Annotated in this window: 22 protein-coding genes; 12 read left to right on the top strand and 10 right to left on the bottom strand. The window is 69.0% G+C overall.

The genetic code is table 11. The annotated features are described in order from the left end of the window. Positions 1-177 precede the first annotated feature (177 nt). The 6 genes from J0J10_RS05680 (at position 178) to J0J10_RS05705 (ending at position 4,706) form a co-directional block, all read left to right on the top strand. Positions 178-978, top strand: coding sequence for a ComF family protein (locus J0J10_RS05680; RefSeq protein WP_291645646.1), 801 nt, complete (start codon positions 178-180; stop codon positions 976-978). Between the two features lie 46 nt (positions 979-1,024). Further along, positions 1,025-1,282: a glutaredoxin 3 gene (gene grxC, locus J0J10_RS05685; protein ID WP_291645647.1), complete on the top strand. Its 258-nt coding sequence runs from the start codon at positions 1,025-1,027 to the stop codon at positions 1,280-1,282. A 12-nt stretch (positions 1,283-1,294) separates the two neighbouring features. Further along, positions 1,295-2,158 (top strand): carbon-nitrogen hydrolase family protein, encoded by an 864-nt coding sequence (locus tag J0J10_RS05690; RefSeq protein ID WP_291645648.1) that lies wholly within the window; start codon positions 1,295-1,297, stop codon positions 2,156-2,158. A gap of 108 nt (positions 2,159-2,266) precedes the next feature. Further along, a complete protein-coding gene (locus tag J0J10_RS05695) occupies positions 2,267-2,758 on the top strand; it encodes a DUF1178 family protein (RefSeq protein ID WP_291645649.1) in 492 nt (163 codons plus the stop codon). Between the two features lie 187 nt (positions 2,759-2,945). Further along, a complete protein-coding gene (locus J0J10_RS05700) occupies positions 2,946-3,344 on the top strand; it encodes a MarR family winged helix-turn-helix transcriptional regulator (RefSeq protein ID WP_291638216.1) in 399 nt (132 codons plus the stop codon). Between the two features lie 45 nt (positions 3,345-3,389). Next, positions 3,390-4,706, top strand: coding sequence for an MFS transporter (locus J0J10_RS05705; protein ID WP_291645650.1), 1,317 nt, complete (start codon positions 3,390-3,392; stop codon positions 4,704-4,706). 15 nt (positions 4,707-4,721) lie between these two features. Here J0J10_RS05705 and J0J10_RS05710 read toward each other — a convergent pair whose 3' ends face one another. Beyond that, positions 4,722-5,960 (bottom strand): aminotransferase-like domain-containing protein, encoded by a 1,239-nt coding sequence (locus J0J10_RS05710; RefSeq protein ID WP_291645651.1) that lies wholly within the window; start codon positions 5,958-5,960, stop codon positions 4,722-4,724. A 164-nt stretch (positions 5,961-6,124) separates the two neighbouring features. Here J0J10_RS05710 and J0J10_RS05715 point away from each other — a divergent pair, with 164 nt between their 5' ends. Together J0J10_RS05715 and J0J10_RS05720 are read left to right on the top strand one after the other, a co-directional pair. Further along, positions 6,125-7,288, top strand: coding sequence for a mandelate racemase/muconate lactonizing enzyme family protein (locus J0J10_RS05715; protein ID WP_291645652.1), 1,164 nt, complete (start codon positions 6,125-6,127; stop codon positions 7,286-7,288). A 267-nt stretch (positions 7,289-7,555) separates the two neighbouring features. Beyond that, on the top strand, positions 7,556-9,559 hold the full coding sequence (locus J0J10_RS05720; protein ID WP_291645653.1) for a protein meaA: 2,004 nt from the start codon (positions 7,556-7,558) through the stop codon (positions 9,557-9,559). 23 nt (positions 9,560-9,582) lie between these two features. On the opposite strand, the gene J0J10_RS05725 is transcribed toward J0J10_RS05720, so the two are convergent. From J0J10_RS05725 to J0J10_RS05750, 6 genes are all read right to left on the bottom strand, one after another. Then, a complete protein-coding gene (locus tag J0J10_RS05725; RefSeq protein WP_291645654.1) occupies positions 9,583-10,362 on the bottom strand; it encodes an anti-sigma factor in 780 nt (259 codons plus the stop codon). Further along, on the bottom strand, positions 10,359-10,916 hold the full coding sequence (locus J0J10_RS05730; RefSeq protein WP_291638223.1) for an RNA polymerase sigma factor: 558 nt from the start codon (positions 10,914-10,916) through the stop codon (positions 10,359-10,361). Before J0J10_RS05730 ends, J0J10_RS05725 begins: the two co-directional genes overlap by 4 nt. A gap of 25 nt (positions 10,917-10,941) precedes the next feature. Next, positions 10,942-12,321, bottom strand: a complete 1,380-nt coding sequence (locus J0J10_RS05735; RefSeq protein ID WP_291645655.1) for a S8 family serine peptidase — start codon at positions 12,319-12,321, stop codon at positions 10,942-10,944. Further along, a complete protein-coding gene (locus J0J10_RS05740; RefSeq protein WP_291645656.1) occupies positions 12,318-13,493 on the bottom strand; it encodes a glycerate kinase family protein in 1,176 nt (391 codons plus the stop codon). Before J0J10_RS05740 ends, J0J10_RS05735 begins: the two co-directional genes overlap by 4 nt. 102 nt (positions 13,494-13,595) lie before the next feature. Then, positions 13,596-15,065: an SLC13 family permease gene (locus J0J10_RS05745; protein ID WP_291645657.1), complete on the bottom strand. Its 1,470-nt coding sequence runs from the start codon at positions 15,063-15,065 to the stop codon at positions 13,596-13,598. A 62-nt stretch (positions 15,066-15,127) separates the two neighbouring features. Continuing rightward, entirely contained in the window at positions 15,128-15,745 is a 618-nt protein-coding gene (locus J0J10_RS05750; RefSeq protein ID WP_291645658.1) for a J domain-containing protein, read from the bottom strand. Between the two features lie 82 nt (positions 15,746-15,827). Here J0J10_RS05750 and J0J10_RS05755 point away from each other — a divergent pair, with 82 nt between their 5' ends. Beyond that, positions 15,828-16,100 (top strand): BolA family protein, encoded by a 273-nt coding sequence (locus J0J10_RS05755; protein WP_291645827.1) that lies wholly within the window; start codon positions 15,828-15,830, stop codon positions 16,098-16,100. 9 nt (positions 16,101-16,109) lie between these two features. Here J0J10_RS05755 and J0J10_RS05760 read toward each other — a convergent pair whose 3' ends face one another. From J0J10_RS05760 to J0J10_RS05770, 3 genes are all read right to left on the bottom strand, one after another. Beyond that, entirely contained in the window at positions 16,110-17,303 is a 1,194-nt protein-coding gene (locus J0J10_RS05760) for an MFS transporter (RefSeq protein WP_291645659.1), read from the bottom strand. 58 nt (positions 17,304-17,361) lie between these two features. Beyond that, positions 17,362-18,531 (bottom strand): acetyl-CoA acetyltransferase, encoded by a 1,170-nt coding sequence (locus J0J10_RS05765; protein ID WP_291638229.1) that lies wholly within the window; start codon positions 18,529-18,531, stop codon positions 17,362-17,364. Positions 18,532-18,689: 158 nt separating this feature from the next. Continuing rightward, on the bottom strand, positions 18,690-19,595 hold the full coding sequence (locus J0J10_RS05770; protein WP_291645660.1) for a DMT family transporter: 906 nt from the start codon (positions 19,593-19,595) through the stop codon (positions 18,690-18,692). A gap of 188 nt (positions 19,596-19,783) precedes the next feature. Here J0J10_RS05770 and J0J10_RS05775 point away from each other — a divergent pair, with 188 nt between their 5' ends. From J0J10_RS05775 to J0J10_RS05785, 3 genes are read left to right on the top strand one after another with little or no spacing between them, the layout of a single operon-like run. After that, positions 19,784-21,346 (top strand): D-alanyl-D-alanine carboxypeptidase family protein, encoded by a 1,563-nt coding sequence (locus J0J10_RS05775; protein WP_291645661.1) that lies wholly within the window; start codon positions 19,784-19,786, stop codon positions 21,344-21,346. A 17-nt stretch (positions 21,347-21,363) separates the two neighbouring features. Continuing rightward, positions 21,364-22,284 (top strand): DMT family transporter, encoded by a 921-nt coding sequence (locus J0J10_RS05780; RefSeq protein WP_291645662.1) that lies wholly within the window; start codon positions 21,364-21,366, stop codon positions 22,282-22,284. A gap of 26 nt (positions 22,285-22,310) precedes the next feature. After that, positions 22,311-23,408 carry a CobW family GTP-binding protein gene (locus J0J10_RS05785; RefSeq protein ID WP_291645663.1) on the top strand — a complete coding sequence of 366 codons (1,098 nt, stop codon included), beginning with the start codon at positions 22,311-22,313 and terminating at the stop codon, positions 23,406-23,408. Positions 23,409-23,442 lie beyond the last annotated feature (34 nt).

A 23,442-nucleotide genomic window follows, 5' to 3' on the forward strand; every position in this document is an offset into this window, starting at 1 on the left:
TGGCGGTCCTTGTCGGGAGGCGGCCGGTCGGCCGGAGGGAGGGGAGACGGCGTGCCGGCCTTGCGGGCCGGGCCGCGCCTTCGATTCTGAGATAGGGTCCGCCCGGCGAATTGACATGCCCGGAGAGGCTCGCACGGCAAAAAGCCAAAATCCATTCGCCGCGGAGGCATTGCGGGGATGAGCCTTCCGCAGAAGCTGCAAAAGACGATGGCAATCGCCTCCGGCGGAGCGCTCCGCAGCGGCAGGCGCTGGCTCGGCGCCGGGCTGAAGGGACTGGTCGAGCTGATCTATCCACCATCCTGCATCGCCTGCCGGGCAGCAACGGACCAGGCCCAGGGGCTCTGCGCCGCCTGCTGGTCGGGGATCGGCTTCATCGAGCGGCCCTTTTGCGAGCGCCTCGGCACGCCCTTCGAGGTCGACCTCGGCGCCGGGCTGGTCTCGCCCGCCGCGATCGCCGATCCGCCGGTTTTCGCCAGGGCCCGCGCCGCCTGCCGCTTCGACGGCACGGCGCGCGAGCTGGTGCACCGGCTGAAATATGGCGACAGGCTTGAACTCGCTCTGATGCTCGGCAGGATGATGGCGCAGGCCGGCCATGAGCTGACCGCGGAATGCGACCTCGTCGTGCCGGTGCCGCTGCATCGCTTCCGCCTCTGGACGCGCCGCTTCAACCAGGCTTCCGCGCTGGCGCAGGTGGTGGCGCGGCAGTCCGGCCTGCCCTGCGAGCACCAGGCGCTCGCCCGCGTCAAGCGGACGAAGCAGCAGGTCGGGCTGACGCGGGCGCAGCGCGGCGAGAACCTGCAGGGCGCCTTCAAGGTGCCGCCGGCGATGCGCCCGCGTCTCGAAGGCAGGCGCGTCCTGCTGGTGGACGACGTGCTGACCACCGGTGCGACCGCCAATGCCGCCGCCCGCGCTTTGCTGCGCGGCGGGGCGACGGCCGTCGACATGCTGAGCTTCGCCCGGGTCGTGACGGAAAGCTGAGCCGGCCCTATATACGAAGGCTGGAGACAGCGACCGGACCCGAGCGATGCCGCAAGTCACGATCTACACCACGAGCTGGTGCCCCTATTGCCATGCCGCCAAGGCCCTGCTGACCAAGAAGGGCGTCGCCTTCGAGGAGATCGGCGTCGACGGCAAGCCGGAGCTGCGCCAGGCGATGACAGCCAAGGCCGGCGGGCGGACCTCGGTGCCGCAGATCTTCATCGGCGAAAGCCATGTCGGCGGTTCCGACGATCTTCACGCCCTCGAGGCGCAGGGCAAGCTCGACGCCCTGCTCGCCGCCTGAACGGAGAGAGCCATGTCCGGCACGCGCTTCATCGCCGCCTGCGTCCAGATGCGTTCGAGTCGCGATCCGCTGCGCAACCGCGACGATGCGGTGCGGATGATCGGCGAGGCCGTCGCCCAGGGCGCGCAGTTCGTCCAGACCCCCGAGGTCACCAATCTCTGCGAGCGCGACACCAAGCGCCTGCGCGAGACCTGTCAGGCCGAGGACACCCATGACGTCCTCGCCGGGCTGCGCGAGACCGCGCGCGACCGCAAGATCTGGCTGCAGATCGGCTCGCTCTCGGTCAAGGCCGGCGAGAAGATCGCCAACCGCGCCTATATGATCGACCCCGAGGGCAACATCGCCGCGCGCTACGACAAGATCCATCTCTTCGACGTCGATCTGCCCAATGGTGAGACCTGGCGCGAGTCGAACACCTTCAGCGGCGGCGCCGAGGCGGCCCTGGTCGAGACGCCTTGGGGGCTGGTCGGCATGTCGATCTGCTACGATGTCCGCTTCCCCTATCTCTACCGGGCGCAAGCGGAGGCCGGCGCCTTCATGCTGACCGCGCCTGCCTGCTTCACCCGCCAGACCGGCGAGGCGCATTGGCAGGTGCTGCAGCGCGCGCGGGCGATCGAGAACGGCGCCTTCATGGTCTCGGCCGCGCAGGGCGGCGTGCATGAGGATGGCCGCGAGAGCTATGGCCATTCGATCATCGTCGATCCCTGGGGCCGGGTCCTGGCTGAGGCCGGCAACGAGCCGGGCGTGATCCTCGCCAAGATCGACCTCGCCGAGGTCGCCAATGCCCGCACCCGGATTCCGAGCCTGCGGCATACGCGGCCCTTCACGGTCGAGACCTGGCAGGCCGAGCGCCCGCAGCGCGACGCGGCCGAATGATGCGGCCCCGCGGGCTTGGCGCCGGAGGCGGCAGGCCCCATTTTAACTGATTGAGCCCTTGAGACGCTTCGGCACGCCGCGCATTGTGGCGCCCCGACCAGAGAAGACATGATCCGCTACGCTCTCATCTGCGATAATGGCCACGGCTTCGAGAGCTGGTTCGCCAGCTCCTCCGGTTTCGACGAACAGGCCAGGCGCGGCCTCGTCGCCTGCCCGTTCTGCGACAGCATCAAGATCGAGCGCGGCGTCATGGCTCCGGCGGTCGCGCGCACGGATCGCGGCCCGCGCCCGTCCGAGCAGGCCGAACCGGCGGAAACGCCCGCCGCCGAAGCTCCAGCGCCGGCGACACCCGCGCCCGTCGCGCTGATGGGCGAGAAGGAAGTCGCCTTCCGCGCCATGCTAACCGCCCTGCACGATCATGTCGCCAAGAACGCCGAGCATGTCGGGTCGCGCTTCGCCGAGGAGGCGCTGAAGATCCATCACGGCGAGAGCGAGGGCCGCGCCATCTATGGCGAGGCAACGGCCGAGGATGCGAAGATGCTGAACGAGGAAGGCGTCGACTTCCTGCCGCTGCCCAAGCTGCCGGGCGCGAGGAACTAGAGGCAGCCCTTCCCGCGTCATGGTCGGGCTTGTCCCGACCATCCACGCCTTTGCCCACTGGGTGCGCGAAGCGTTCGAGACGTGGATGCTCGCCACAAGGGCGAGCATGACGGGCCTCGCCAACAGGGATCAGCCTGGCACGCATTGTGACTTGCAATCGCTCGATCGCGGGCATATACCCGCACCCATGTCCTCGCCCTGCATCTGCACGACCCTGCGCTCGGCCTCGCGGCGGATGATCGCCTTCTATGACGAGGCGATCGCGCCGGTCGGGGTCAACATCGCGCAGTTCAGCCTGATGCGCTCGATCGCCCGCATCGAGCCGGCGACGCTGACCGAGCTCGGCCACCGGGTCGACCTCGACCGTTCGACCGTCGGCCGCAATGTCCGCGTGCTCGAGAAGATGGGCCTCGTCGCGCTCGGACGTGGCGAAGACCAACGCGAGGCGATCGTTCAGCTCTCCGATGCCGGTCGACAGGTCCTGACCGACGGAGCCCCACTCTGGGATGGCGCCCAGAAGGCCCTCGACGACCGCCTCGGGGCCGATTTCATGAAGCAGCTGCGCTCCGCCCTCGATTCACTCTGATTCCTTCACGCAAATACGGGTATCTACCCGCGACAGGAAGCCGCCATGCAACCGGACTTCGCCGCCCCACCTGCCCCTTCAGGCCTCGCCGGCGCCCTCGCCCGCCATGGCATCCATTACGGCTGGATCGTCGCCGCCGTGACCTTCCTGACCATGCTGGTGACGGCGGGCGCGGTCGGCGCGCCCGGCGTGCTGATCGGGCCGCTGCAGAAGGAGTTCGGCTGGGCGACCTCCGAAATCTCCTCAGCGCTGGCGATCCGGCTCGCGCTGTTCGGCCTGATGGGCCCCTTCGCCGCCGCCTTCATGAACCGCTTCGGCCTGCGCCCGGTCGTCGCCGTCGCGCTCGCCTTGATCGCCGCGAGCATCCTCGGCTCCTTCGCCATGACCGAGCTCTGGCAGCTGATGCTGCTCTGGGGCGTCGTGCTCGGCTTCGGCACCGGCATGACAGCCATGGTGCTCGGCGCCACCGTCGCGACGCGCTGGTTCTCGCACCGGCGCGGCCTCGTCGTCGGCCTGTTGACCGCGAGCACCGCGACCGGCCAGCTCGTCTTTCTGCCTCTGCTCGCCTGGCTGACCGATCAGGTCGGCTGGCGCTCCGCCATGCTGCTGGTACTCGGTCTGATCGTCGTCGCGGCGCTCGCCGTTCTCGCCCTGATGCGCGACCGGCCGGTCGATGTCGGGCTCGCGCCCTATGGCGAGACGAAGATCGTCCCACCTCCCTCAACCCCCGCGAGCTTCGGCGCGATGCTCGTCTCGCCGCTCGTCGCACTGCGCGAGGCGGCACGGACCCGCACTTTCTGGGTGCTGTTCGGCACCTTCTTCGTCTGCGGCGCCAGCACCAACGGGCTGGTGCAGACCCATTTCATCGCGCTCTGCGGCGATTACGGCATGGCCGCGGTGACGGCGGCGGGCGTGCTCGCCGTGATCGGCATTTTCGATTTCCTCGGCACGGTCGGCTCGGGCTGGCTCTCCGATCGCTATGACAGCCGCTGGCTGCTGTTCTGGTACTACGGGCTGCGCGGGCTCTCGCTGCTCTACCTGCCCTTCACCGGCTTCTCGTTCTACGGCCTCGCTCTGTTCGCCGTCTTTTACGGGCTCGACTGGGTTGCGACCGTGCCGCCGACGGTGAAGCTCGCCGCCGACCGCTTCGGCGAGAAGGCGAACCTCGTCTTCGGCTGGATCTTCGCCGGCCACCAGCTCGGCGCCGCCTTCGCCGCCTATGGCGCCGGCTTCAGCCGCACCGCCTATGACAGCTATCTGCCGGCCTTCTTCATCGCCGGCGCGCTCTGCCTCTTCGCCGCCGCCTTCTGCATCACCATGCGCGGCGGCAAGGCCAGCGCGCTGGTGGCGAAGCCGGCCTGAGACAAGGCGAACCGGTCAGGCCGCCCGGTTCGGCCGCGCTTCGAGCTGGCGCCTTGTCGCCCGCGCCAGCCGGCGCACGCCCTCGCCCAGCACATCCGGCGCCGAGCGGGTGAAGTTCACCCGCATCGCGCTCTTCAGGGCGCCATCGGGATCGAAGACGCTCGATGGCACGAAGGCGACCTTCTCCTGGAGCGCATGGGCATAGAGCGCGTCGGTGTCGATCTCCGGCGTCTTCGCCCGCATCCAGACGAACATGCCACCGGGCGGCACCTCCCATTCGAACCAGTCGGAGAGATGCTCGCTGGCAGCGGCGCAGAGCGCGTCGCGCCGCTCGCGATAGGTCGCGACGATCCTGGGCACATGCTGCGCCTCGAAATCGCTCTCGATCATTTCGAGCGCCAGCGCCTGCGTCAGCAGACTGGAGGCGATGTCGGTCGACTGCTTGACCAGCGCCAGCGCCGCGATCAGCGAGGCCTCGGCGACGATCCAGCCGACACGCATTCCCGGTGCCAGGCTCTTCGAGAGCGTACCGAGATAGATCACCGGCCCGTCATAGGCGCCGTTCGGCTGGCGCTGCGCATGATGGGCGAGGATGCCGGGCCCGGCCGGCCCGTCGAACTGCAGCGGCAGATAGGGGTCGTCCTCGACCAGCCAGGTCCCGGCCTCGATCACCTTGTCGAGCAGCCCGGCCCGCTGTTCCTGCGAGACGAGCACGCCGGTCGGGTTCGAATAATTCGGCACGGCATAGACGAATTTGGCCTGCCGCAGCGCCACGTCATGGCCCGGCGCCTGCAGGCTCCAGTCGAGCTTCTCATAGCGCGGCGCACGCGGCCGCCAGGCGTCGAGCGCCCCGAGATAGGTCGGGAATTGCGAGACGATCAGCTCGCCGGGGTCGACCAGGAGCTTGCCGACGAGATCGAGCCCCTGCATCGCGCCGGTGGTAAGCAGCACGTTTTCCGGGCCGAAGCAGCGCCCGCTCGCCGCCGAAACCCGTTCCGCCACCGCCGCCCGCAGCGCCGGCAGCCCCTCGATCGGGCCGTATTCCAGGATCGCCGAGCCCCAGCGCGTCAGCGTCCGCTCCTGCGCGGCCGCCATCGCCTCAACCGGATAAAGCTCCGCCGCCGGCAGCCCGCCGGCGAGGCTGACGAAATCAGCCTGCCCGCCGATCGCCATGAACTGCTGGGTGATGCTGTTGCCGGTCGATAGCCAGCTGGCGAGGGCAGGACGGCCGGCACGCGGTTGGGATTGGGACATGCTTCTCACTGCGACTGCGGATAGCGGGCTGCGGATGATCGAGGCGACCCTACAGAGCCGCCCGCTCCCGGGAAACCACCCCGGGCGCATGGCGCCGCCCCGGCCCGGCAGTGGCCAGCGGCGGCGGGCCGGGGCATAAGCGCGGAAAAGGGGAGCAGAAGACCATGCGCATCGTCGACGTCCGCGAGATCACGCAACCGATCGCCTCGCCGATCCGCAATGCCTATATCGACTTCTCGAAGATGACGACGAGCCTCGTCGCCGTCGTCACCGACGTCGTCCGCGACGGAAGTCGCGTCGTCGGCTACGGCTTCAACTCGAATGGCCGCTACGGCCAGGGCGGGCTGATCCGCGAACGCTTCGCACCCCGCCTGCTGGAAGCCGAGGCGAAGAGCCTCATCAACGATGCCGGCGACAATCTCGATCCCGATCGCTGCTGGGCGGCGATGATGAAGAACGAGAAGCCGGGCGGCCATGGCGAGCGCTCGGTCGCCGTCGGCACGCTCGACATGGCGATCTGGGACGCCACCGCCAAGATCGCCGGCAAGCCGCTCTTCCGCCTGCTCGCCGAGCGTCATGGCCGGCAGGCCGATCCAAAAGTCTTCGTCTACGCCGCCGGCGGCTACTACTATCCCGGCAAGGACGACGATGCTCTGCGCGCCGAGATGCGCTCCTATCTCGACCGCGGCTATCGCGTCGTGAAGATGAAGATCGGCGGCGCCCCGCTGGCCGAGGACCGTCGCCGCATCGAGGCGGTGCTGGCCGAGATCGGTGGGGATGCGCAGCTCGCCGTCGACGCCAATGGCCGCTTCGACCTCGAGACCGCGATCGCCTATGCCAAGGCGCTGCGCGACTATCCGCTGTTCTGGTACGAGGAGGCGGGCGACCCGCTCGACTACGCCCTCCAGGCTGCCCTCGCCGAATTCTATCCCGGCCCGATGGCGACCGGCGAGAACCTGTTCAGCCATCAGGACGCGCGCAACCTCCTGCGCCATGGCGGCATGCGGCCGGATCGCGACTGGCTGCAATTCGACTGCGCCCTCTCCTACGGGCTCTGCGAATACCAGCGCACCCTCGCCGCGCTGAAGGTCGCCGGCTGGGGCTGGGACCGCTGCATCCCGCATGGCGGCCACCAGATGTCGCTCAACATCGCCGCTGGCCTCGGACTGGGCGGCAATGAGAGCTATCCCGACCTGTTCCAGCCTTATGGCGGCTTCCCTGACACGGTTCGGGTCGAAAACAGCTTCATCACCATGCCGGACCTGCCGGGCATCGGCTTCGAGGGCAAGTCCGACCTGATCAAGGTGATGCGCGAACTGGCGGAGTAGCATTCCGCGCCGCTTTCCATCGTCATGGTCGGGCTTGTCCCGACCATCCACATCTTCGGCAATCGAAGACGACGCTCAAGACGTGGATGCTCGCCACAAGGGCGAGCATGACGGAGAGGCAACGACCCAGCTCATCCCGAGCGATAGCCCTGCTCCGCCCTCATCCCAAGGTCTGAGGCGACCTTTCGCCCCCACTGGCGTTATCTTCGTTGCAGTGCAACAATCAGTTTGCACGAGCTCAAGAAGACGGCACGGCAGGGAGCGGCCATGAACGCGATCGATCCTCTCGGCAAGCAGACCCAGCGCGACAAGCCTTTGTCGCGTGATAAACCCTGGATCTTCCGGACCTATGCCGGCCACTCCGACGCCGCCGAATCCAACAGGCTCTACCGGACCAATCTCGCCAAGGGCCAGACCGGGCTTTCCGTCGCCTTCGACCTGCCGACCCAGACCGGCTACGACCCAGACCATGTCCTCTCGCGCGGCGAGGTCGGCAAGGTCGGCGTGCCCGTGACGCATCTCGGCGACATGCGGACCCTGTTCCAGGACATTCCGCTGGCGCAGATGAACACCTCGATGACGATCAACGCGACGGCGGCCTGGCTGCTCTCGCTCTATATCGCCGTCGCCGACGAGCAGGGCGCCCCGCGCCCGGCCCTGCAGGGCACGACCCAGAACGACCTCGTCAAGGAATACCTCTCGCGCGGGACCTATGTCTTCCCGCCGCGCCCCTCCATGGCGCTGACCACCGACATCGTCGTGTTCACGGCCCGCGAACTGCCGAAATGGAACCCGACCAATGTCTGTTCCTACCATCTGCAGGAAGCCGGTGCCTCGCCGGTGCAGGAACTCTCCTTCGCGCTCGCGACCGCGATCGCCCTGCTCGACTCGATCAAGGCCCGGCCGGAGGTCTCGGCGGAGGAATTCGGCAGCGTCGTCGGGCGCATCTCCTTCTTCGTCAATGCCGGCATGCGCTTCGTCACCGAGCTCTGCAAGATGCGCAGCTTCGTCGAGCTCTGGGACGAGATCACCCTCGGCCGCTATGGCGTCACCGAGGAGCAGCATCGCCGCTTCCGCTATGGCGTGCAGGTCAATTCGCTCGGGCTGACCGAGCCGCAAGCCGAGAACAATGTCTACCGCATCCTGATCGAAATGCTGGCGGTGACGCTCTCCAAGAAGGCCCGCGCCCGCGCCGTGCAGCTGCCGGCCTGGAACGAGGCGCTCGGCCTGCCGCGCCCCTTCGACCAGCAATGGTCGCTGCGCATGCAGCAGGTGCTGGCCTATGAGACCGACCTGCTCGAATTCGGCGACATCTTCGACGGCTCGACCGTGATCGACAGCAAGGTCGCCGAGCTCAAGGCGGCGGCGCTCGAGGAACTGGCGAAAATCGACGCCATGGGCGGGGCCCTGGCCGCGATCGAGACCGGCTATATGAAGCAGGCGCTGGTCGAGAACGGCGCGCGCCGGATCGAGGCGATCGAGCGCGGCGAGCAGATCGTCGTCGGCGTCAACAAGTTCACCAATAGCGAGCCCTCGCCGCTCTCGGCCGGCGAAGGCAATGTCGTGACCGTCCCGGATTCGGTCGAGATCGAGGCCGTCGGTCGGCTGAAGGCCTGGCGCTCGGCCCGCGACGCCAGGGCGGCGGAGGCCGCGCTCGCCGAACTGGCGAGCGCCGCCAAGGAGGCCCGCAACGTCATGCCGGCCTCGATCGCCTGCGCCAAGGCCGGCGTCACCACCGGCGAATGGGCCCAGACCCTGCGCGAGATTTTCGGCGAGTACCGCGCCCCGACCGGCGTCGATACGACCAAGCTCGGCGACGATGCCGGGCTCGCCACGGTCAAGGCCGCCGTCGCCCGCGCGACCGAAAAGCTCGGCCGCACGCCGCGCTTCCTGGTCGGCAAGCCCGGGCTCGACGGCCATTCGAACGGGGCCGAGCAGATCGCGGTCAGGGCGCGCGATGCCGGCATGCAGGTCAGTTATGGCGGAATTCGCCAGACTCCCGAGGAGATCGTGACCCAGGCGAAGGAAACCGAGGCAGATATCATCGGCCTTTCCATTCTTTCGGGTTCGCATCTGCCGCTGGTGCGCGACGTCACCGCGCGCCTGCGCGTCGCCGGCATGGAGGTGCCGGTCGTGGTCGGTGGCATCATCCCGCCCGATGACGAGAACGCCCTGCGCAATATGGGGGTCGCGGCGGTCTACACGCCCAAGGACTTCGCCCTCGATGGCATCATCGCCGATGTCGCCGGGCTCGCGGCGAAGGAGCGCTGACGCCGGCCGCGTCCCCCGGCCGGCTACCTCGCCCCTTTCAGCAGCCCCTGCTCGGCTGCGGGATCGAGCGGGCCTTCCGCGCCGCGATCGAGCAGGAAAGCCTCGGCCAGCGCGCCGCCGCTCGCCGGCTTGTATCCCGCCGTCTCGGGTGGGGTCGCCGCGACGAACTCGGTCCGCCAGCCCTGCCCGTCCCGGCAGTCGATCCCGTTCCAGCCCGGCGCGCCCTGCCCGGCGCCGGAGACCGTGTATTCCCGGCAGAGCCGGCCATCGGCGAGCTTGTGCGAGGCGATGATCCGCAGGTTTCCTGCGGGCAAGACGAGCGCGCCGCCGCTCGCCACGGTGTCGAGCGCCGCGCTGAGCGCAACCCGGTCGAGACCAGCGACCGCGATGCCAGGTTCGGCGCCCGGCCCGCCGCGCCCGGCGAGATAGCCAGCCACTCCGCCCGCCACGAGCAGGAAGCTCGCCGCCAGCGGCAGGCGCCAGGCCGCGCGAGGGACGGCGGGACGCGGCGCTGCTGGCTGCTTTTCCGGGGCGCCGCCAGCGATCACCGTCAGCTGCGGCTGAACGGGCGCGGGGCGGGCATCGGCGGCGGCGATCGCGGCCAGGAGCCGCTCCGGCACAGCCTCCTGCTTCGCCTCGCCCTCGGCTTCGAGCAGGAAGCGCGTCTCGGCCAGGACGGCGAAGCGCTCGGCCAATTCGGGATCGGCCGTGACCAAAGCATGCAGACGGTCTGCCTCGCCGGCGGCGAGTTCGCCATCGGCGAGGGCGATCAGCATCTCGTCGGAAACCACGGGCTTCGTCATTTCGCTTCCATTCCCAGTCTTGCCGCGAGCCCCTGCCGCGCCCGCGACAGGCGGCTCATTACCGTTCCGATCGGGATCGCCAGCCGTTCCGAGGCGTCGCGATAGCTGCAGCCCTCGACGCAGATCAGCATCAGCAGCCGGCGATGCTCCTCCGGCATCTGCGCCAGCGCCTGCTGGACGGAATCGACCGTCAACGCGACCTCGTTCACCTGCCGGCCATCTTCGCCCGGCAGATCGAGATGGGCATCGATCTCCTCGGTGCGCCCCTCGCGCTGGCGCTTGCGCAGCGCATCGATCCAGAGATTCCGGGCGATGCTGAACAGCCAGGCATCGAGCCTAGTCCCCTCCTGAAACTGCGCCTGCGCCTTCAGCGCCCGCTCGCAGCTCGCCTGCGCGAGATCGTCGGCCTCGCTGGCCGAGCGCGTCAGCGTCATCGCATAGCGCCGCAGCCGCGGCAGCAGCGCGACCAGCTCTGTCGCGAAGGGCGAGAGCCCGCCGACTCCTCCCGGCGGCGGCTGTCCGCTCGCATTCTGGCCTGATAGCCTGTCAGACATCTGTGTCTCTCGGTATTGCTCGAAGCTATTGCGGGCAGGACAGGCTGCCCCAGCCGAAGACGGGGTCGCGGCCGGGCGCGCCGAGGTCCCTGGCCTCGGCCGAGAGCGCGGCGAGCAGTGCCTGCGGCAGCGCCTTCTCGTCCTGCATCCGGCGATGCGCGAAGGCGAGCGTCACCAGCGGCGCGGCATAGGAGGTACCCGAGCGCGGCGGGCCGGGCCGCATCGCCTTGTCGGGGAACTGGACGCGCACGCCCGGTGCCGCGAAGGCGAGATGCGCGCCACGATTGGCGCGCGCATAGATCTTGCCGTCGCGGTCGATCGCGGTCACCGCCACCGCCCAGGGATAGGCCGCCGGATAGCGCGGCTCGGTGCCCGGCCCGTCATTGCCGGCGGCCGCGACGAGCACCGCGCCGCGCTCGTGCATCAGGGCGCCGAGACGCTCGAGCAACAGGTTCGCCGGCCCGGCGAGGCTGAGGTTGACGACCGGCACCTGCCGCCCGGCCAGCAAATCGAGCGCCGCGACGAGGTCGAAACTGTCGGCATTGGCGCTGCCGCCACGCCGGTGGAAAGCGTCGACCGCGATGATGCGTGCCCCCTCGCCGCCGGTGCCTCGCGTCAGCAGGATCGCGACATCGGTTCCGTGCCCGTCGCCGGCCGGCTTGTAACCCGGCTCGCGCACGCTCTCGGCCTCGATCGCCCGGCCGGCAAGCGCCGGATGCGCGAGGTCGACGCCCGTATCGACCATGCCGATGGTGCCGCGCGCGACGCAGCTCCCGGCAATGCGGGCCTCAGGCGCCAGCAGCGAGAAGCAGCGATTTTCCGGGCATGGCGCCGCGACGCCGCGATAGAGATGGTTGAGATCGACCAGGGCCGCCGGAAACAGCGTGCGCACCCGCTCCAGTGCCCGCGCCGTCGAGAGACGCCGCGGCACGCGCATGCGCACCGTCAGATTGCCGACGAGGCCGAGACTGCGCTGCGCGACCAGGCGAAACCCTTCCTCGCGCAGCCGGGCGATATCGGCCTCGTTCAATCCCGCCGCGACGATCTCGCGCGGCACAGCCTGGAGCACCTGACGCTGCGTATTCCGCTGCGTCCGGCGCTGCGCGCCTTGCCCGATCTCGAACAAGCCGAACAGGTTGAAGGAACGGATATGGCGCCCGCTGCTGCTGCGCTCCGAGCTGCCGCCTCCACTGCCGCCTCCGGGACCGCCGGCTCCGCTGCCGCCCGTTCCTCCTCCGCCTCCGCCGCCGTCATCGCCACCGCCATCATCGTCGGCGAGAGCGGCAGCGAAACGGCCGGAGGCGTCGGGCAGGCTGCAAAAGGGCATCAGTGCCAACCCGAAGCCGAGCGTCAGGGCCCGCGCGAGCCGCGTCAGGCCGGCGGAGGAAGGACGGCAATGCGTCATGCCGCCGTCCTCTCGCCGCGCAGGCGGATGCCGACGCCGATCATGCGCACCGCATCCTCGGCGGCACGGCGCAGCAGCTTTTCGGTTTCGGCGATCGCCTCCTCCAGCGTGCAGGGACGCTTCAGGATGCTGGCGAAGGCGTCGATGCCATGCTCGAAATTGATCCGCACCTTGCCCCGTCCGATCGTGCCGGCGAGCGCCACCACCGGAATGCCCAGGGCCTTGGCGCGCCGCGCCACCTCGGCCGGGATCTTGCCGAAAGGTGTCTGTTCGTCGAGGCAACCCTCGGCGGTGATCACGAGGTCGGCCTGGCCCAGCAGGTCGTCGAAAGCCAGATATTGCATGACGATATTGTAACGTGGGTGCAGCCTCGCGCCCAGCAGCCCCTGCAGGCCGGCGCCGAGCCCGCCCGAAGCGCCGCCGCCGGGCGCGCAGGACAGATCCTGCCCGGTCGCCTCGCGCAGACAGGCGGCATAGGTCTCGAGCGCGGCCTCCAGGACGACGACCTGCTCCGGCGTCGCCCCCTTCTGCGGCGCGAAGACGCGCGCCACGCCTTTCGGGCCGAGCAGGATGTTGTGCCAGTTCACCGCGGCATCGATCCTGACGTGGTCGAGACGCGGGTCGCGCCCGGAAAGATCGATGCGGGCGAGGTCGGCGAGCGCACCACCGCCCCAGGCGATCTGCTGTCCCTTCACGTCGAGCAGGCGGATACCGAGGGCTTCGGCCATGCCGGCCCCGCCATCATTGATTCCGCTGTCGCCGCAGCCGATCAGGATGCGTTCCGCACCGGCATCGAGCGCGGCGAGGATCAGCTCGCCGACGCCATAGCTCGTTGTCAGCATCGGGTTGCGCTGGTCGCGCGGGACCAAAGCGAGGCCGGCGGCAGCAGCCATCTCGATCACCGCGGTCTTCGGGCCGGGGCGGCCGAGGAAGCCGAAGCGGGCGGCGACCGGCTGGCCGACCGGCCCGGTCACGGTCAGCTCATGGAGCTGACCGCCGGTGGCGGCGACCAGTGCCCGGGTGAAGCCTTCACCGCCATCGACCAGCGGCGCCAGCAGCGTCCGCGCGTCCGGCATGGCGGCATGGACGCCCGAGGCGATGGCGGCGGCGACGTCGCTGGCGTCCAGGCTCTCCTTGAAACCCGAAGGGGCGATCAGGATGTTGAGCGTCATCGGATGATCCTCACAGTGCCACGAGGCCTTGCGCCTCTGCTCCGTAAACGATGCCGCTCCGGGCTTATTCCGATGCCGGCTCATTATTTTTTCTGGCGAGTCTCAGCGCAGAGCCAGGCCGAAAAGCGGCCAGAACCAGAGCGAGAAGCCCATCAGGAGGGCGAACATCACCGGCAGCAGCGCCAGCGAAAGAAGCATCAGGTCGCGTGCCGAATAGGTCGGTTTTTCGAGATCGGCATAGAGCGCGACCGGCTTGGCGCTGACCGCCAGGGTCTGGCAGAAGCCGGTCCCCATCACGATCAGCACGATCAGCGCTCCGGCATCATAGCCATGCGCGACCAGCGGCAGGGCCAACAGCGGGATCAGGATCGTAGCCCGCGCGCTGCGCGAGGTGATCAGGAGATGCGAAAGCAGCGCGACCGCAGCGACCAGGGCGGCGACCGCCGGGACCGAGCCCAGAGCCCCCGCCGGCAGGGCCGCGAGCAGGAGCTCCATCAGCGATTTCGCCGCGCCGGTCGCGATCAGCGCACTGCCCATCAGCGTGGTCGCGGCGAGGAACAGGATCAGCTGCCATTCCACCGTCTTCGCCGCCTGCTTCATAGAGACCGGAGCGAACGGCTTCAGCGTCACCGCGACGGCGCCGAGCAGGGTGACGATCGCGGCATCGAGGCCATGCAGGCCCTGCGTGCTCCAGCCGAGAACGACGAAGCCAATGACGGCGCCGACATAGAGCTGCTGGCGCGAGAGCGGTCCGGTCTCGGGCGCCGGCAAGGACAGGCCCCGTCGCCGCTCGGCCGGTTCGAGGAACAGCCACAGGATGATCGCCATGGCTACGAGGCTGGCGAGCACCGCCAGCGGCAGCGCCATCGCCATCCAGCCGAGATAGCCATAGCCGGCGCCGCCGCTGCGCAGGATCATCTCGACCGCGATCAGATGCGCCCCCGCGCCGATCAGCGAACCGCCGGCCGAAAGCAGGATCACCGTCGGGAACAGCAGAGCGAGCGCCCGGTTGATCCTGGCATCGTCGATCGCCGCGGCGAGGGCGAGATAGACCGGCAGCAGCAGCGCAGCCCGGCCCGAGGTAGAGGGCACCACGAAGGCGGTGGCGACGATTACCCCAGTCACGGCGAGGAAGAGAGCCCTGACTGTGCGGACACGGGCCAGGGCCGAGAGCGCCAGCCGCTCGGCCAGCCCGCAGGCGCGCAGCGCCGCGGCGATGATGAAGGCACCGATCAGGAGCCAGATCAGCTCGCTGCCGAGCGCGCCATGCAGTTGCTGAGCCGGGACGGTGCGCGTGGCGACCAGCGCCGCCGCCGCGGCGAGCGCGATCAGCGTGTCGTCGAGCCCCGTCAGGCACCAGGCGACCGTCGCGAGGCCGAACACGATGAGCGCGATCCTTGCCTCGGCCGCGAAGGGCAGGCAGAGCCAGATCGCCGCGCCGAGCGATACGGCGAGCCCGAGCGGCAGGATCCCGGCGCGGACCGCCGGCCGCATCGTCAGGGCAGGAAGGGTGAAGGACCGTGGTGCGCCGACGCGCTCCCCGGTCAAGGTCGGGGTCGGGACAATGCTCATGCCCCGCAAACGACGGCGCCGCCCTGCTTATTCCCCGATGCTGCAAAGAATCTATGCCGGGCTCAGACCAGCCCCTGCGCCTTCAGCGTCTGATAGGCCTTGAGGATTTCCTGCAGCGTGCCCTCGCGCGAGCGGTCGCCGGCATTCGCATCCGGGTGGAAGCGCTTCACCAGTTCCTTGTAGCGCGCCTTGATCGCCGCCTTGTCGGCGCTGTCGTCGAGGCCGAGCGTATCGAGCGCCTTGCGCGCCAGGATGCCGACCCGCGATTCCGGCTTGCTCGCCTCCTGGCCGGAGCGCGCCCCGAAGATGTTGAAGCCGTCCTGCACCTCGGGCCCGGCAGCGCCGCCGGCGACCCGGCCGCGCTGCGCCATCCGCGCCGCCTTCGAATTGACGCCGAGCTTCCAGGTCGGCCGGTGGCCGATCTCTTCCTGCTTGGCATAGGCGGCGAGCGCCTCGTCGTTCATCCCGGCGAAGTAGTTGTAGGTCGCGTTGTAGGCCTTCACATGGTCGAGGCAGAACTGGAAGAACTTGCCTTCCTTGCCGCGCCCCATCGGCGCCCGGAACTCGCCGCTCTTGGCACAGCCAGGATGATCGCAGCGGCGCGCAGGGCTTTCCTCGACCGCTTCCGCCTCGGAAGCGCCGATCCTGATGCGGTCGAAAAGGCGTGAGTTGAAGTTCATGCTGGACGGGTTATGGGACCGGAAGGCGAAAGCGACAAGGGCATCGCAGCAGCGATATCTGCCGCGCGACAAGGGCATGATCATGACCGCAATGGCTGAACGGATTAAGACCAAACTGGAGCGGGCGCTAGCGCCCCTGCGGCTCGCAGTGCTCGACGAATCGCACCAGCATCACGGCCATGCCGGCTGGCGCGAAGGCGGACAAACCCATTTCAGGGTGGATATCGTCTCGCCGGCCTTCGCCGGCAAGAGCCGGCTCGAGCGCCACCGTCTGATCAACGCCGCCCTCGCCGAGGAACTGGCCGGCGGCGTGCATGCGCTGGCGATCGTCGCACGCGCCCCCGAGGAAGGCTGAGGCGCGGCTCTACGCTGCCTTCCGCTCCGGCGTCAGCAGATAGATCGCCGTCGAGGCGAGCAGCAGCGCCGCGAAGACCCAGTGCAGATTGGCGAAGGCGGTCGCCGCGTCGTGGCCGGTGCCACGCTGCATCGCGATGAACCAGCCCGAGCCGAACTGGACCATCGCCGCCCCGGCGATGAACAGGAAATTGACGAAGGTCATGCCGCGCCCGACCAGATGCTCGGGGAAGAATATCCGCGCATGCGCCATCAGGATCGCATAGGTGAAGCCGGTCCCGCCGACGATCGCGAACAACAGCACGGAGCCCGGCATCGAGCGCTCGCCGAGCAAGGCGAGCAAGGCGAAACCCACCCCGGTCGCGGCCGTGCCCCAGGCGACCAGCGGCTTGCTGCGGCCGGTGCGCTTCTGAAGGGCGCCATAGACGAAAGCGCCGACGACCATCGTCGTTGCCATGCCGAGCGTCGCATGGCCGGCCATGACCGCGTCGAGCCCGTGAACCTGCGTCATATAGGGCGCGATCCACAGGCCCCGCGCCGTCGCGATGATGGCGTAGCCGACCAGGGTGATCGGGGCCAGCAGCCAGAGCGGGCCGATGCTGACGATGCTCTTCAGCCCCTGCAGCAGCCCTTCCTGCCTGCCCGAGGCGTCGGTCGCCACCGGCGGATCGCGGACCAGCACCGCCGCCAGCACGGTCGCCAGCAGGAACATCGCGGCGAAACCCAGCATGGTCGCACGCCAGCCGAAGCTCTGCGCCGCCAGGGCCAATGGCGCCGCGCCGACGAGATTGCCGAGCGAACCCAGTCCGATGAACACCGAGGACAGCACGCCGAAGCGCGCGACATCCTGCGTGCGGGCGAAGAGATAGAGCGCCGACATGAAGATCGGCGAGCAGCCTATGCCGACCAGCCCCATGGCGAAGACCGCGACCCAGGCGTTCTCGGATGTGGCGAACAGAAAGGCGCCGGCCGTGCCGATCGCCATCGCCGTGCCGACCGTGCGGCGCGGGCCGAGCCGGTCCAGCGCCCAGCCGACGGGGAACTGGGCGGCGGCGAAGGTGATGAACCAGGCCGCGCCCAGCGTGCCGAACTCGGCCGGGCCGATCTTGAGATCGGCCATGACCGGCCCGGCAATGACGCTCAGGAAAGAGCGGTAGAAGATCGAGAGGATATAGGCCGGCAGCAGCGCGAAGAAGATCGTCACCGGGAACCCTCACACCGGGCCAGAGCGGCCTCGGCCGGCTGCGGAATTCCCGGGGCTCTCACTTGAGCCGCTCGAGCACGGAGACGTAGTTCGCCACCGCGGCCCCGCCCATGTTGAAGATGCCACCGAGGCGGGCATCCTTGACCTGCATGCCTTCCGGCGCCTCGCCGACGAGTTGCATCGCCGAGAGTACATGCATCGAGACGCCGGTCGCGCCGATCGGATGCCCCTTGGCCTTGAGACCGCCCGAGACGTTGACCGGCAGCTTGCCGTCTTTCTGGGTCCAGCCCTCCTTGATCGCCCGGGCGCCGTCGCCCTCCCTGGTCAGGCCCATCGCCTCATATTCGAGCAGCTCGGCGATGGTGAAGCAGTCATGGGTCTCGACGAAGGAGAGATCGTCGAGCGCGACGCCGGCATTGGCGAGCGCCTGCTGCCAGGCGCGCGCGCCGGCCTCGAACTTCAGGATGTCGCGGCGCGACAGCGGCAGGAAGTCCTGGACATGGGCCATGCCACGGAAGCCGACGGCGCGACGCATCGTCTTCGCGGTCTCCTCATCCGCCAGCACCAGCGCAGCGGCGCCGTCCGAGACCAGCGAGCAGTCGGTGCGCTTCAGCGGCCCGGCGACGAAGGGGTTCTTCTCGCTTTCCTCGCGGCAGAAGGCATAGCCGAGATCCTTGCGCATCTGGGCGTAGGGATTGTCGACGCCGTTCTTGTGGTTCTTCGCCGCGATCATGGCGAGCGCGTCGGACTGGTCGCCATGGCGCTGGAAATAGGCTCCTGCGATCTTGCCGAAGACGCCGGCGAAGCCGCCCTGGGTGTCGCCTTCCTGCGGCAGATAGGAGGCCTTGAGCAGGTTCTTGCCGATTTCAGGCCCCGGCGTCGTCGTCATCTGCTCGACGCCGACGACGAGCACGATCTTGGCGGCGCCCGCCTTGATGGCACGCACGCCCTGATGCACCGCGGCCGAGCCGGTGGCGCAGGCATTCTCGACCCGCGTCGCCGGCTTGAAGCGCAGCGCCGGATCGGCCTGCAGCACGAGGGAAGCGGTGAAGTCCTGGGCCGAGAAGCCGGCGTTGAAATGGCCGAGCACGATCTCGTCGACCTGATCGGCGGTGATGCCGGCATCGACCAGCGCATCGGTCGCGACCCTGACGATCAGGCTCTCGATGGTCTCGGCATCCTGCTTGCCGAAGGGCGTGTGGGCCCAGCCAACGATTGCAGCGCTCATGACGTCATCTCCCGAATGATGTGCAGTTACACCTTATCTGCCTTCGGGCGCGCGCCGCCACAAGCGGCATGGGTGCATTTCTGCCGTGCGTGGAAAGGTCACCGAAAGCGAACGCCAGTCAAGCGCAGCCGCGGCGCGCTATCGCATCGGACCGAAAACTAGCCGACCGAGAGTGCCAGCAGCACGCCGACGCCGACGACGATCATCGTCATGCCCAAAAGCTCCCGCCGCGACGTACCCTCGGAGAAGATCCGGCGCGAGGCGATCTGCGCCAGCGGCACCTCGACCAGGCCGAGCGTGCGGACATTGGCGGCGCTGGTCAGCGAGAAGCCGATGAACCAGAACTGCGAGGCGGCGGCGCCGAGGAAGCCGGCGGCGAGCGAAGGCTTCCAGTTCTCGAGCGAGCGTCGCAACGCGGCCCTGTTGGCCACCGCCATGTAGCTGACGAGGATCACCGAGGAGAACGCCAGCCCCCAGGCCAGGGTGGTGGTGGCGCGCAGCACGAAATTACCGTCTGGCAGGGCGAGGATACCGCCACGGAAACCGATCGCCGACAGCGCGAAGGAGGCGCCTGCGGCGATGCCGAGCACGGACGGGCGCAGGCCCGCGGCGCTGAGCTTCTCGCCCGGCTTCCACGACATCACGACGACGCCGGCGGTGGCAACGACGATGGCGGCGAATTTCGGCCAGCTCAACGCATCGCCGAGCAGGAGCGCCCCGAACAGCGCGACCTGCACCGGCTCGGTCTTGGTATAGGCCGTCGTCACCGAGAAGGAGCGCTCGCGCATCGCCGCCAGCATCAGCCCGGTCGCCAGGATCTGGGCCACCGAGCCCCAAAGGGTAAAGCCGAGCGAGCGCAGATCCGGCGGCGGCGGCAGGCGGCCGCTCGCCAGGCAGACCAGGACGAGGAAGATCAGCGCGAAAGGCAGGCCGAACACGAAGCGCACCTGCGTGGCGCCGACCACGCCGATCGCGTCGGTCAAGGAGCGCTGGGTCAGGTTGCGGGCAGTCTGGAGCAGCGAGGCGGCGAGCGTCGCCGGTATCCACAAAAGGGCGAAGCTCACGCGGAAGTCCCGAAACAAAAGCGATTTGCCCGCTTGTGGACCGGTTGACGGCGCTAGGCAAATCGCTCTGCGAAGGGTAGGTATGCAGGATCGGCGAGGCCGGAAATCGCCCGCCGTCTCGAAAATGCCTCAAGCGTCGCGTTGAAGCCCCTCGACTACACGTCAAGACAGGTTCAAGACCTCAGCCGATGAACGCATTTCGCTTCGCCGCCGGCGCGACCCTCGCCAGCTTCCTCGCCGCAGCCATGCCCGCCCAGGCCGGCACGAGCCTAGTGATCGACGCCTCGAGCGGCGCCGTGCTCTCGAGCGAGAATGCGAGCCAGGCCTGGCACCCGGCCTCGACTACGAAGATGATGACGCTCTATGTCGCGCTCAAGGCGGTCCGCGACGGAAAGATCGGGCTCGAGACCGCGATCCCGGCTTCGAAGCGGGCCGCCAGCCAGCCGCGTGTCAAGGTCTATATCCGCGCCGGCCAGGAGGTGACGCTCGACAACGCCATCCGCATCATGATGGTGAAGTCGGCCAACGACATCGCCTATGTCATCGCCGAAGGCGTCGGCGGCGATGTCGAGAGTTTCGTCGCAATGATGAATGCCGAGGCCCGGCGCCTTGGCATGCGCGACACCAATTTCGTCAATCCCAATGGCTGGCACCACCCCGACCAGCAGAGCAGCGCCCGCGACCTCGCCGTGCTGGCCATGGCGCTGATGAGCGAATTCGGCGACTATTCCGACTACTGGAACACCGGCGCCGTCCAGCTCGGCAAGCAGGTGCTGAAGAACACCAATGGCCTTGTCGGCCGCTATCATGGCATCAACGGCTTCAAGACCGGCTTCGTCTGCGCCTCCGGCTTCAACGTGGTCGCGACCGCGACCCGCGGCGGGCGCACGCTGATCGCCGTGGTGATGGGCGCCCATTCCGGCGCCGAGCGCACCATCAAGGCGGCGCAGCTGCTCGATGACGGCTTCGGCAAATGGGGCGGGCTCGGCACCACGGTCGCCAGCCTTCCCTCCGGCACTGGCGGACGCGCCTACAGCGTCTGCGACGCCGTGCGCCGCGGCGGCGGCGCGCTCGGCGACGACGTCGATTCCAGCGGCCCGATCACCGTCTCCGCCGCCCCTGGTGTCGGCGGCAACAGCGACGGCACCTCCGACCGCTTCGCCGTCGGCGTGCCGCAATCCGGCGTCGGCGGCGCGGTCCTGACGCGCTCGCCCTCCGGCCGCATCACGCTCGGCCAGCGCGCCCCGCTCGCCACCGTCCCGGTCGCCTTCGGCCGCACCCCCGGCTCGGCCTCCGCTCCGCTCGCTGCCAATGTCGTCGCCAAGCCCGACACCCAGGTCGCGCGCGAAACCATCCAGCCGGGCGCACCGGTCGCGGCCGGGCTGGTCGGCTCCGGCCGCACCGCCTCCGCCAATGGCGCCATTCCGGCGCGCTCCTCCGCCTTCGCCGCCACGGCGCCGGGCGACGAGGTCCAGCCGCCCTCCAACGCTTTCGGCTCCGGCCCGCTGCGCCTGCAGGGCGCCGTCCAGCCGGGCGCCGCGACCCCGGCGAGCCTGCGTCCCGGCGCCGCCGCCGGCATCAAGCCGGCAGCACGCAACGCCGCCAAGGCTGCGCCGGCCAAGCCCTTGCTGACCAAGCCGGCCAGCAAGCCGAAGGCTGCGCCAGCCAAGCCCAAGCCGAGCACGGCGCTGGTCAAGCCTCCCCCGCGCCCGGCCAAGCCGGCAGCCTCCGCCGCCAAGCCCGACGCCTGAAACCTGCCGGAGACGCCGTGCGCACCGACGACGACGTCTCCAATAGCCAACGCGGCATCGCGCTGGCGCTCGCCTCCGCCGCGGCCTTCGGTACCAACATCGTCAGCGCCCAGATCGCCGGCATTGCCGGGCTGAGCGGCCCGCTCCTGGTCTTCTACCGCGTCTTCGTGATGCTGGCCCTGGTCGGCGGCGTCATCCTGCTCTGGCGCTCCCGGCTTTCCGTGCCGCGCCGCTGCTGGCCGGCCCTCATCCTGTTCGGCCTCTCGACCGGGCTCGTCGGCAGCGCCTATCTCTCCTCGGTCGCCTTCCTGCCGGTCACCGTCGCCGCCGTGGTGTTCTACACCTTCCCGGTGCTGGTCGTGCTGGCCGAGCCGCTGCTGACCCGGACGCGACCGCGCCTGGAACGCATCGTCGTCGTTCTCGTCGCCTTTCTCGGCGTCGCCATGGTCGTCGGGCCCGACTGGCATGGGCTCGATCCGCGCGGCCTCGCACTCGCGCTGCTCGCCAGCGTCGCTGCGGCGGTGCAGTTCTTCGCCGCCGGCGCGCTCGGCGAGACCGGGACGCTGCCAAAGCTGTTCTGGTCGCATCTGATGATCCTGCCGGTGACCTTCCTGATCCTGCTGCTCACCGGCGGCATGCAGCCGCCGGGCGCCCTCGCCCTGGCGCCGATTGCGGTGCTCGTCACGATCGGCGGCTATCTCGTCGGCTTCCTCTGGCAGGTCCTGGCCCTGGCGCGGGTCGCGCCCGGCCCGGCGGCGCTCGCCTTCTGCGCCGAGCCGGTCTTCGCCGTGGTCATTGCCGCCGCGGTGCTCGGCGAGCGCGTCGGCATGCTGCAATATGCCGGCGGAGGCCTTGTCGTCGCCGCGATCATGGTCAATGTAATATTAGAACAAAAGCGGGTGCGAGCCTCGAAGCTGGCGCTCGCGCCTCCGACCTGAATCATCCGCCAGAACGATCGTCCATCATGTCTGCAATGCCGCCTCCACCCATCCCGCTGACCTTGCTCACCGGCTTTCTCGGCGCCGGCAAGACGACGCTGCTCAACCGCCTGCTCAAGGACGAGGCGCTGGCCGACACGCTGGTTCTGGTCAATGAGTTCGGCGAGATCGGCCTCGACCACCTCCTGATCGAAGGCGCCGAGGACAACATGGTCCTGCTCGCCTCCGGTTGCCTATGCTGCACCATCCGCGACGATCTGATCGTGACGCTGGAGGATCTGCTGCGCCGGCGCGACAATCACCGGATCGCCCCGTTCCGGCGCATCGTGATCGAGACGACCGGGCTCGCCGACCCCGCGCCCATCCTCAACGTCCTGATCAACCACCGCTATCTCGCCATGCGCTTCCGGCTCGACGGTGTCGTCACCGTGGTCGATGCGGTCAATGGCTCGGCCACGCTCGATGCCCATGCCGAGGCGCTGCGCCAGGTGATCGCCGCCGACCGGATCGTCCTGACCAAGACCGAAATCGCCCCCGATCCCGAAGCCGTCGCCGCTCTGCGCCGCCGTCTCGGCGAACTCAATCCCGGTGCCGCGATCCTGCCCGCCGACGCTCCGGCGCAGGCGCTGGTCGGTGCCGGGCTCTACGATCTCGCCGACCGGCCCGGCGAGTTGCGCCGCTGGCTCGCCGCCGAGACGCTCGAAGCTAGCCACGATCACCACCATGACCAAGACGGTCACGGGCATCATCACCACCACGACGTCAACCGCCACGACGCCAGCATCCGCGCCTTCGTCCTGACCGCGGAGGAGCCGATCCGACGCGCGACCTTCGAACTGTTCTGGACCCTGCTGCGCTCGACCCATGGCCCCAGGCTGCTGCGCCTCAAGGGCCTGGTCGCGCTGGCCGAGGAACCGGAGGCTCCGCTTCTGGTCCACGCCGTCCAGCAGATCCTGCACCCACCGATCCAGCTTTCGGCCTGGCCCGATTCCGACCGGCGCTCGCGCCTCGTCCTGATCACCCGCGACCTCGACGAGGCGGTGGTCGCCCGGCTCTGGAGCGCCTTTCTCGGCCGTGCCGCGCCGGCGGAAGTGGGCAGCCACGCCCGTCATCATCACGGCTGAACCGGGCGCATCTGGCCCGCTTCTTGATCCCTGC

This window comes from Allobosea sp. (assembly GCF_017308075.1).
In the GTDB taxonomy this organism is placed as follows: domain Bacteria; phylum Pseudomonadota; class Alphaproteobacteria; order Rhizobiales; family Beijerinckiaceae; genus Allobosea.

Bases quoted from the DNA above. Each gene is read 5' to 3' on its own strand.
- J0J10_RS05700 (WP_291638216.1), top strand. From the start codon at position 2,946: ATGTCCTCGCCCTGCATCTGCACGACCCTGCGCTCGGCCTCGCGGCGG.
- J0J10_RS05730 (WP_291638223.1), bottom strand. From the start codon at position 10,916: ATGTCTGACAGGCTATCAGGCCAGAATGCGAGCGGACAGCCGCCGCCG.
- J0J10_RS05755 (WP_291645827.1), top strand. From the start codon at position 15,828: ATGACCGCAATGGCTGAACGGATTAAGACCAAACTGGAGCGGGCGCTA.
- J0J10_RS05735 (WP_291645655.1), bottom strand. From the start codon at position 12,321: ATGACGCATTGCCGTCCTTCCTCCGCCGGCCTGACGCGGCTCGCGCGG.
- J0J10_RS05765 (WP_291638229.1), bottom strand. From the start codon at position 18,531: ATGAGCGCTGCAATCGTTGGCTGGGCCCACACGCCCTTCGGCAAGCAG.
- J0J10_RS05745 (WP_291645657.1), bottom strand. From the start codon at position 15,065: ATGAGCATTGTCCCGACCCCGACCTTGACCGGGGAGCGCGTCGGCGCA.
- J0J10_RS05705 (WP_291645650.1), top strand. From the start codon at position 3,390: ATGCAACCGGACTTCGCCGCCCCACCTGCCCCTTCAGGCCTCGCCGGC.
- J0J10_RS05750 (WP_291645658.1), bottom strand. From the start codon at position 15,745: ATGAACTTCAACTCACGCCTTTTCGACCGCATCAGGATCGGCGCTTCC.
- J0J10_RS05715 (WP_291645652.1), top strand. From the start codon at position 6,125: ATGCGCATCGTCGACGTCCGCGAGATCACGCAACCGATCGCCTCGCCG.
- J0J10_RS05785 (WP_291645663.1), top strand. From the start codon at position 22,311: ATGTCTGCAATGCCGCCTCCACCCATCCCGCTGACCTTGCTCACCGGC.
- J0J10_RS05775 (WP_291645661.1), top strand. From the start codon at position 19,784: ATGAACGCATTTCGCTTCGCCGCCGGCGCGACCCTCGCCAGCTTCCTC.
- J0J10_RS05695 (WP_291645649.1), top strand. From the start codon at position 2,267: ATGATCCGCTACGCTCTCATCTGCGATAATGGCCACGGCTTCGAGAGC.
- J0J10_RS05725 (WP_291645654.1), bottom strand. From the start codon at position 10,362: ATGACGAAGCCCGTGGTTTCCGACGAGATGCTGATCGCCCTCGCCGAT.
- J0J10_RS05720 (WP_291645653.1), top strand. From the start codon at position 7,556: ATGAACGCGATCGATCCTCTCGGCAAGCAGACCCAGCGCGACAAGCCT.
- J0J10_RS05690 (WP_291645648.1), top strand. From the start codon at position 1,295: ATGTCCGGCACGCGCTTCATCGCCGCCTGCGTCCAGATGCGTTCGAGT.
- J0J10_RS05680 (WP_291645646.1), top strand. From the start codon at position 178: ATGAGCCTTCCGCAGAAGCTGCAAAAGACGATGGCAATCGCCTCCGGC.
- grxC (WP_291645647.1), top strand. From the start codon at position 1,025: ATGCCGCAAGTCACGATCTACACCACGAGCTGGTGCCCCTATTGCCAT.
- J0J10_RS05710 (WP_291645651.1), bottom strand. From the start codon at position 5,960: ATGTCCCAATCCCAACCGCGTGCCGGCCGTCCTGCCCTCGCCAGCTGG.
- J0J10_RS05740 (WP_291645656.1), bottom strand. From the start codon at position 13,493: ATGACGCTCAACATCCTGATCGCCCCTTCGGGTTTCAAGGAGAGCCTG.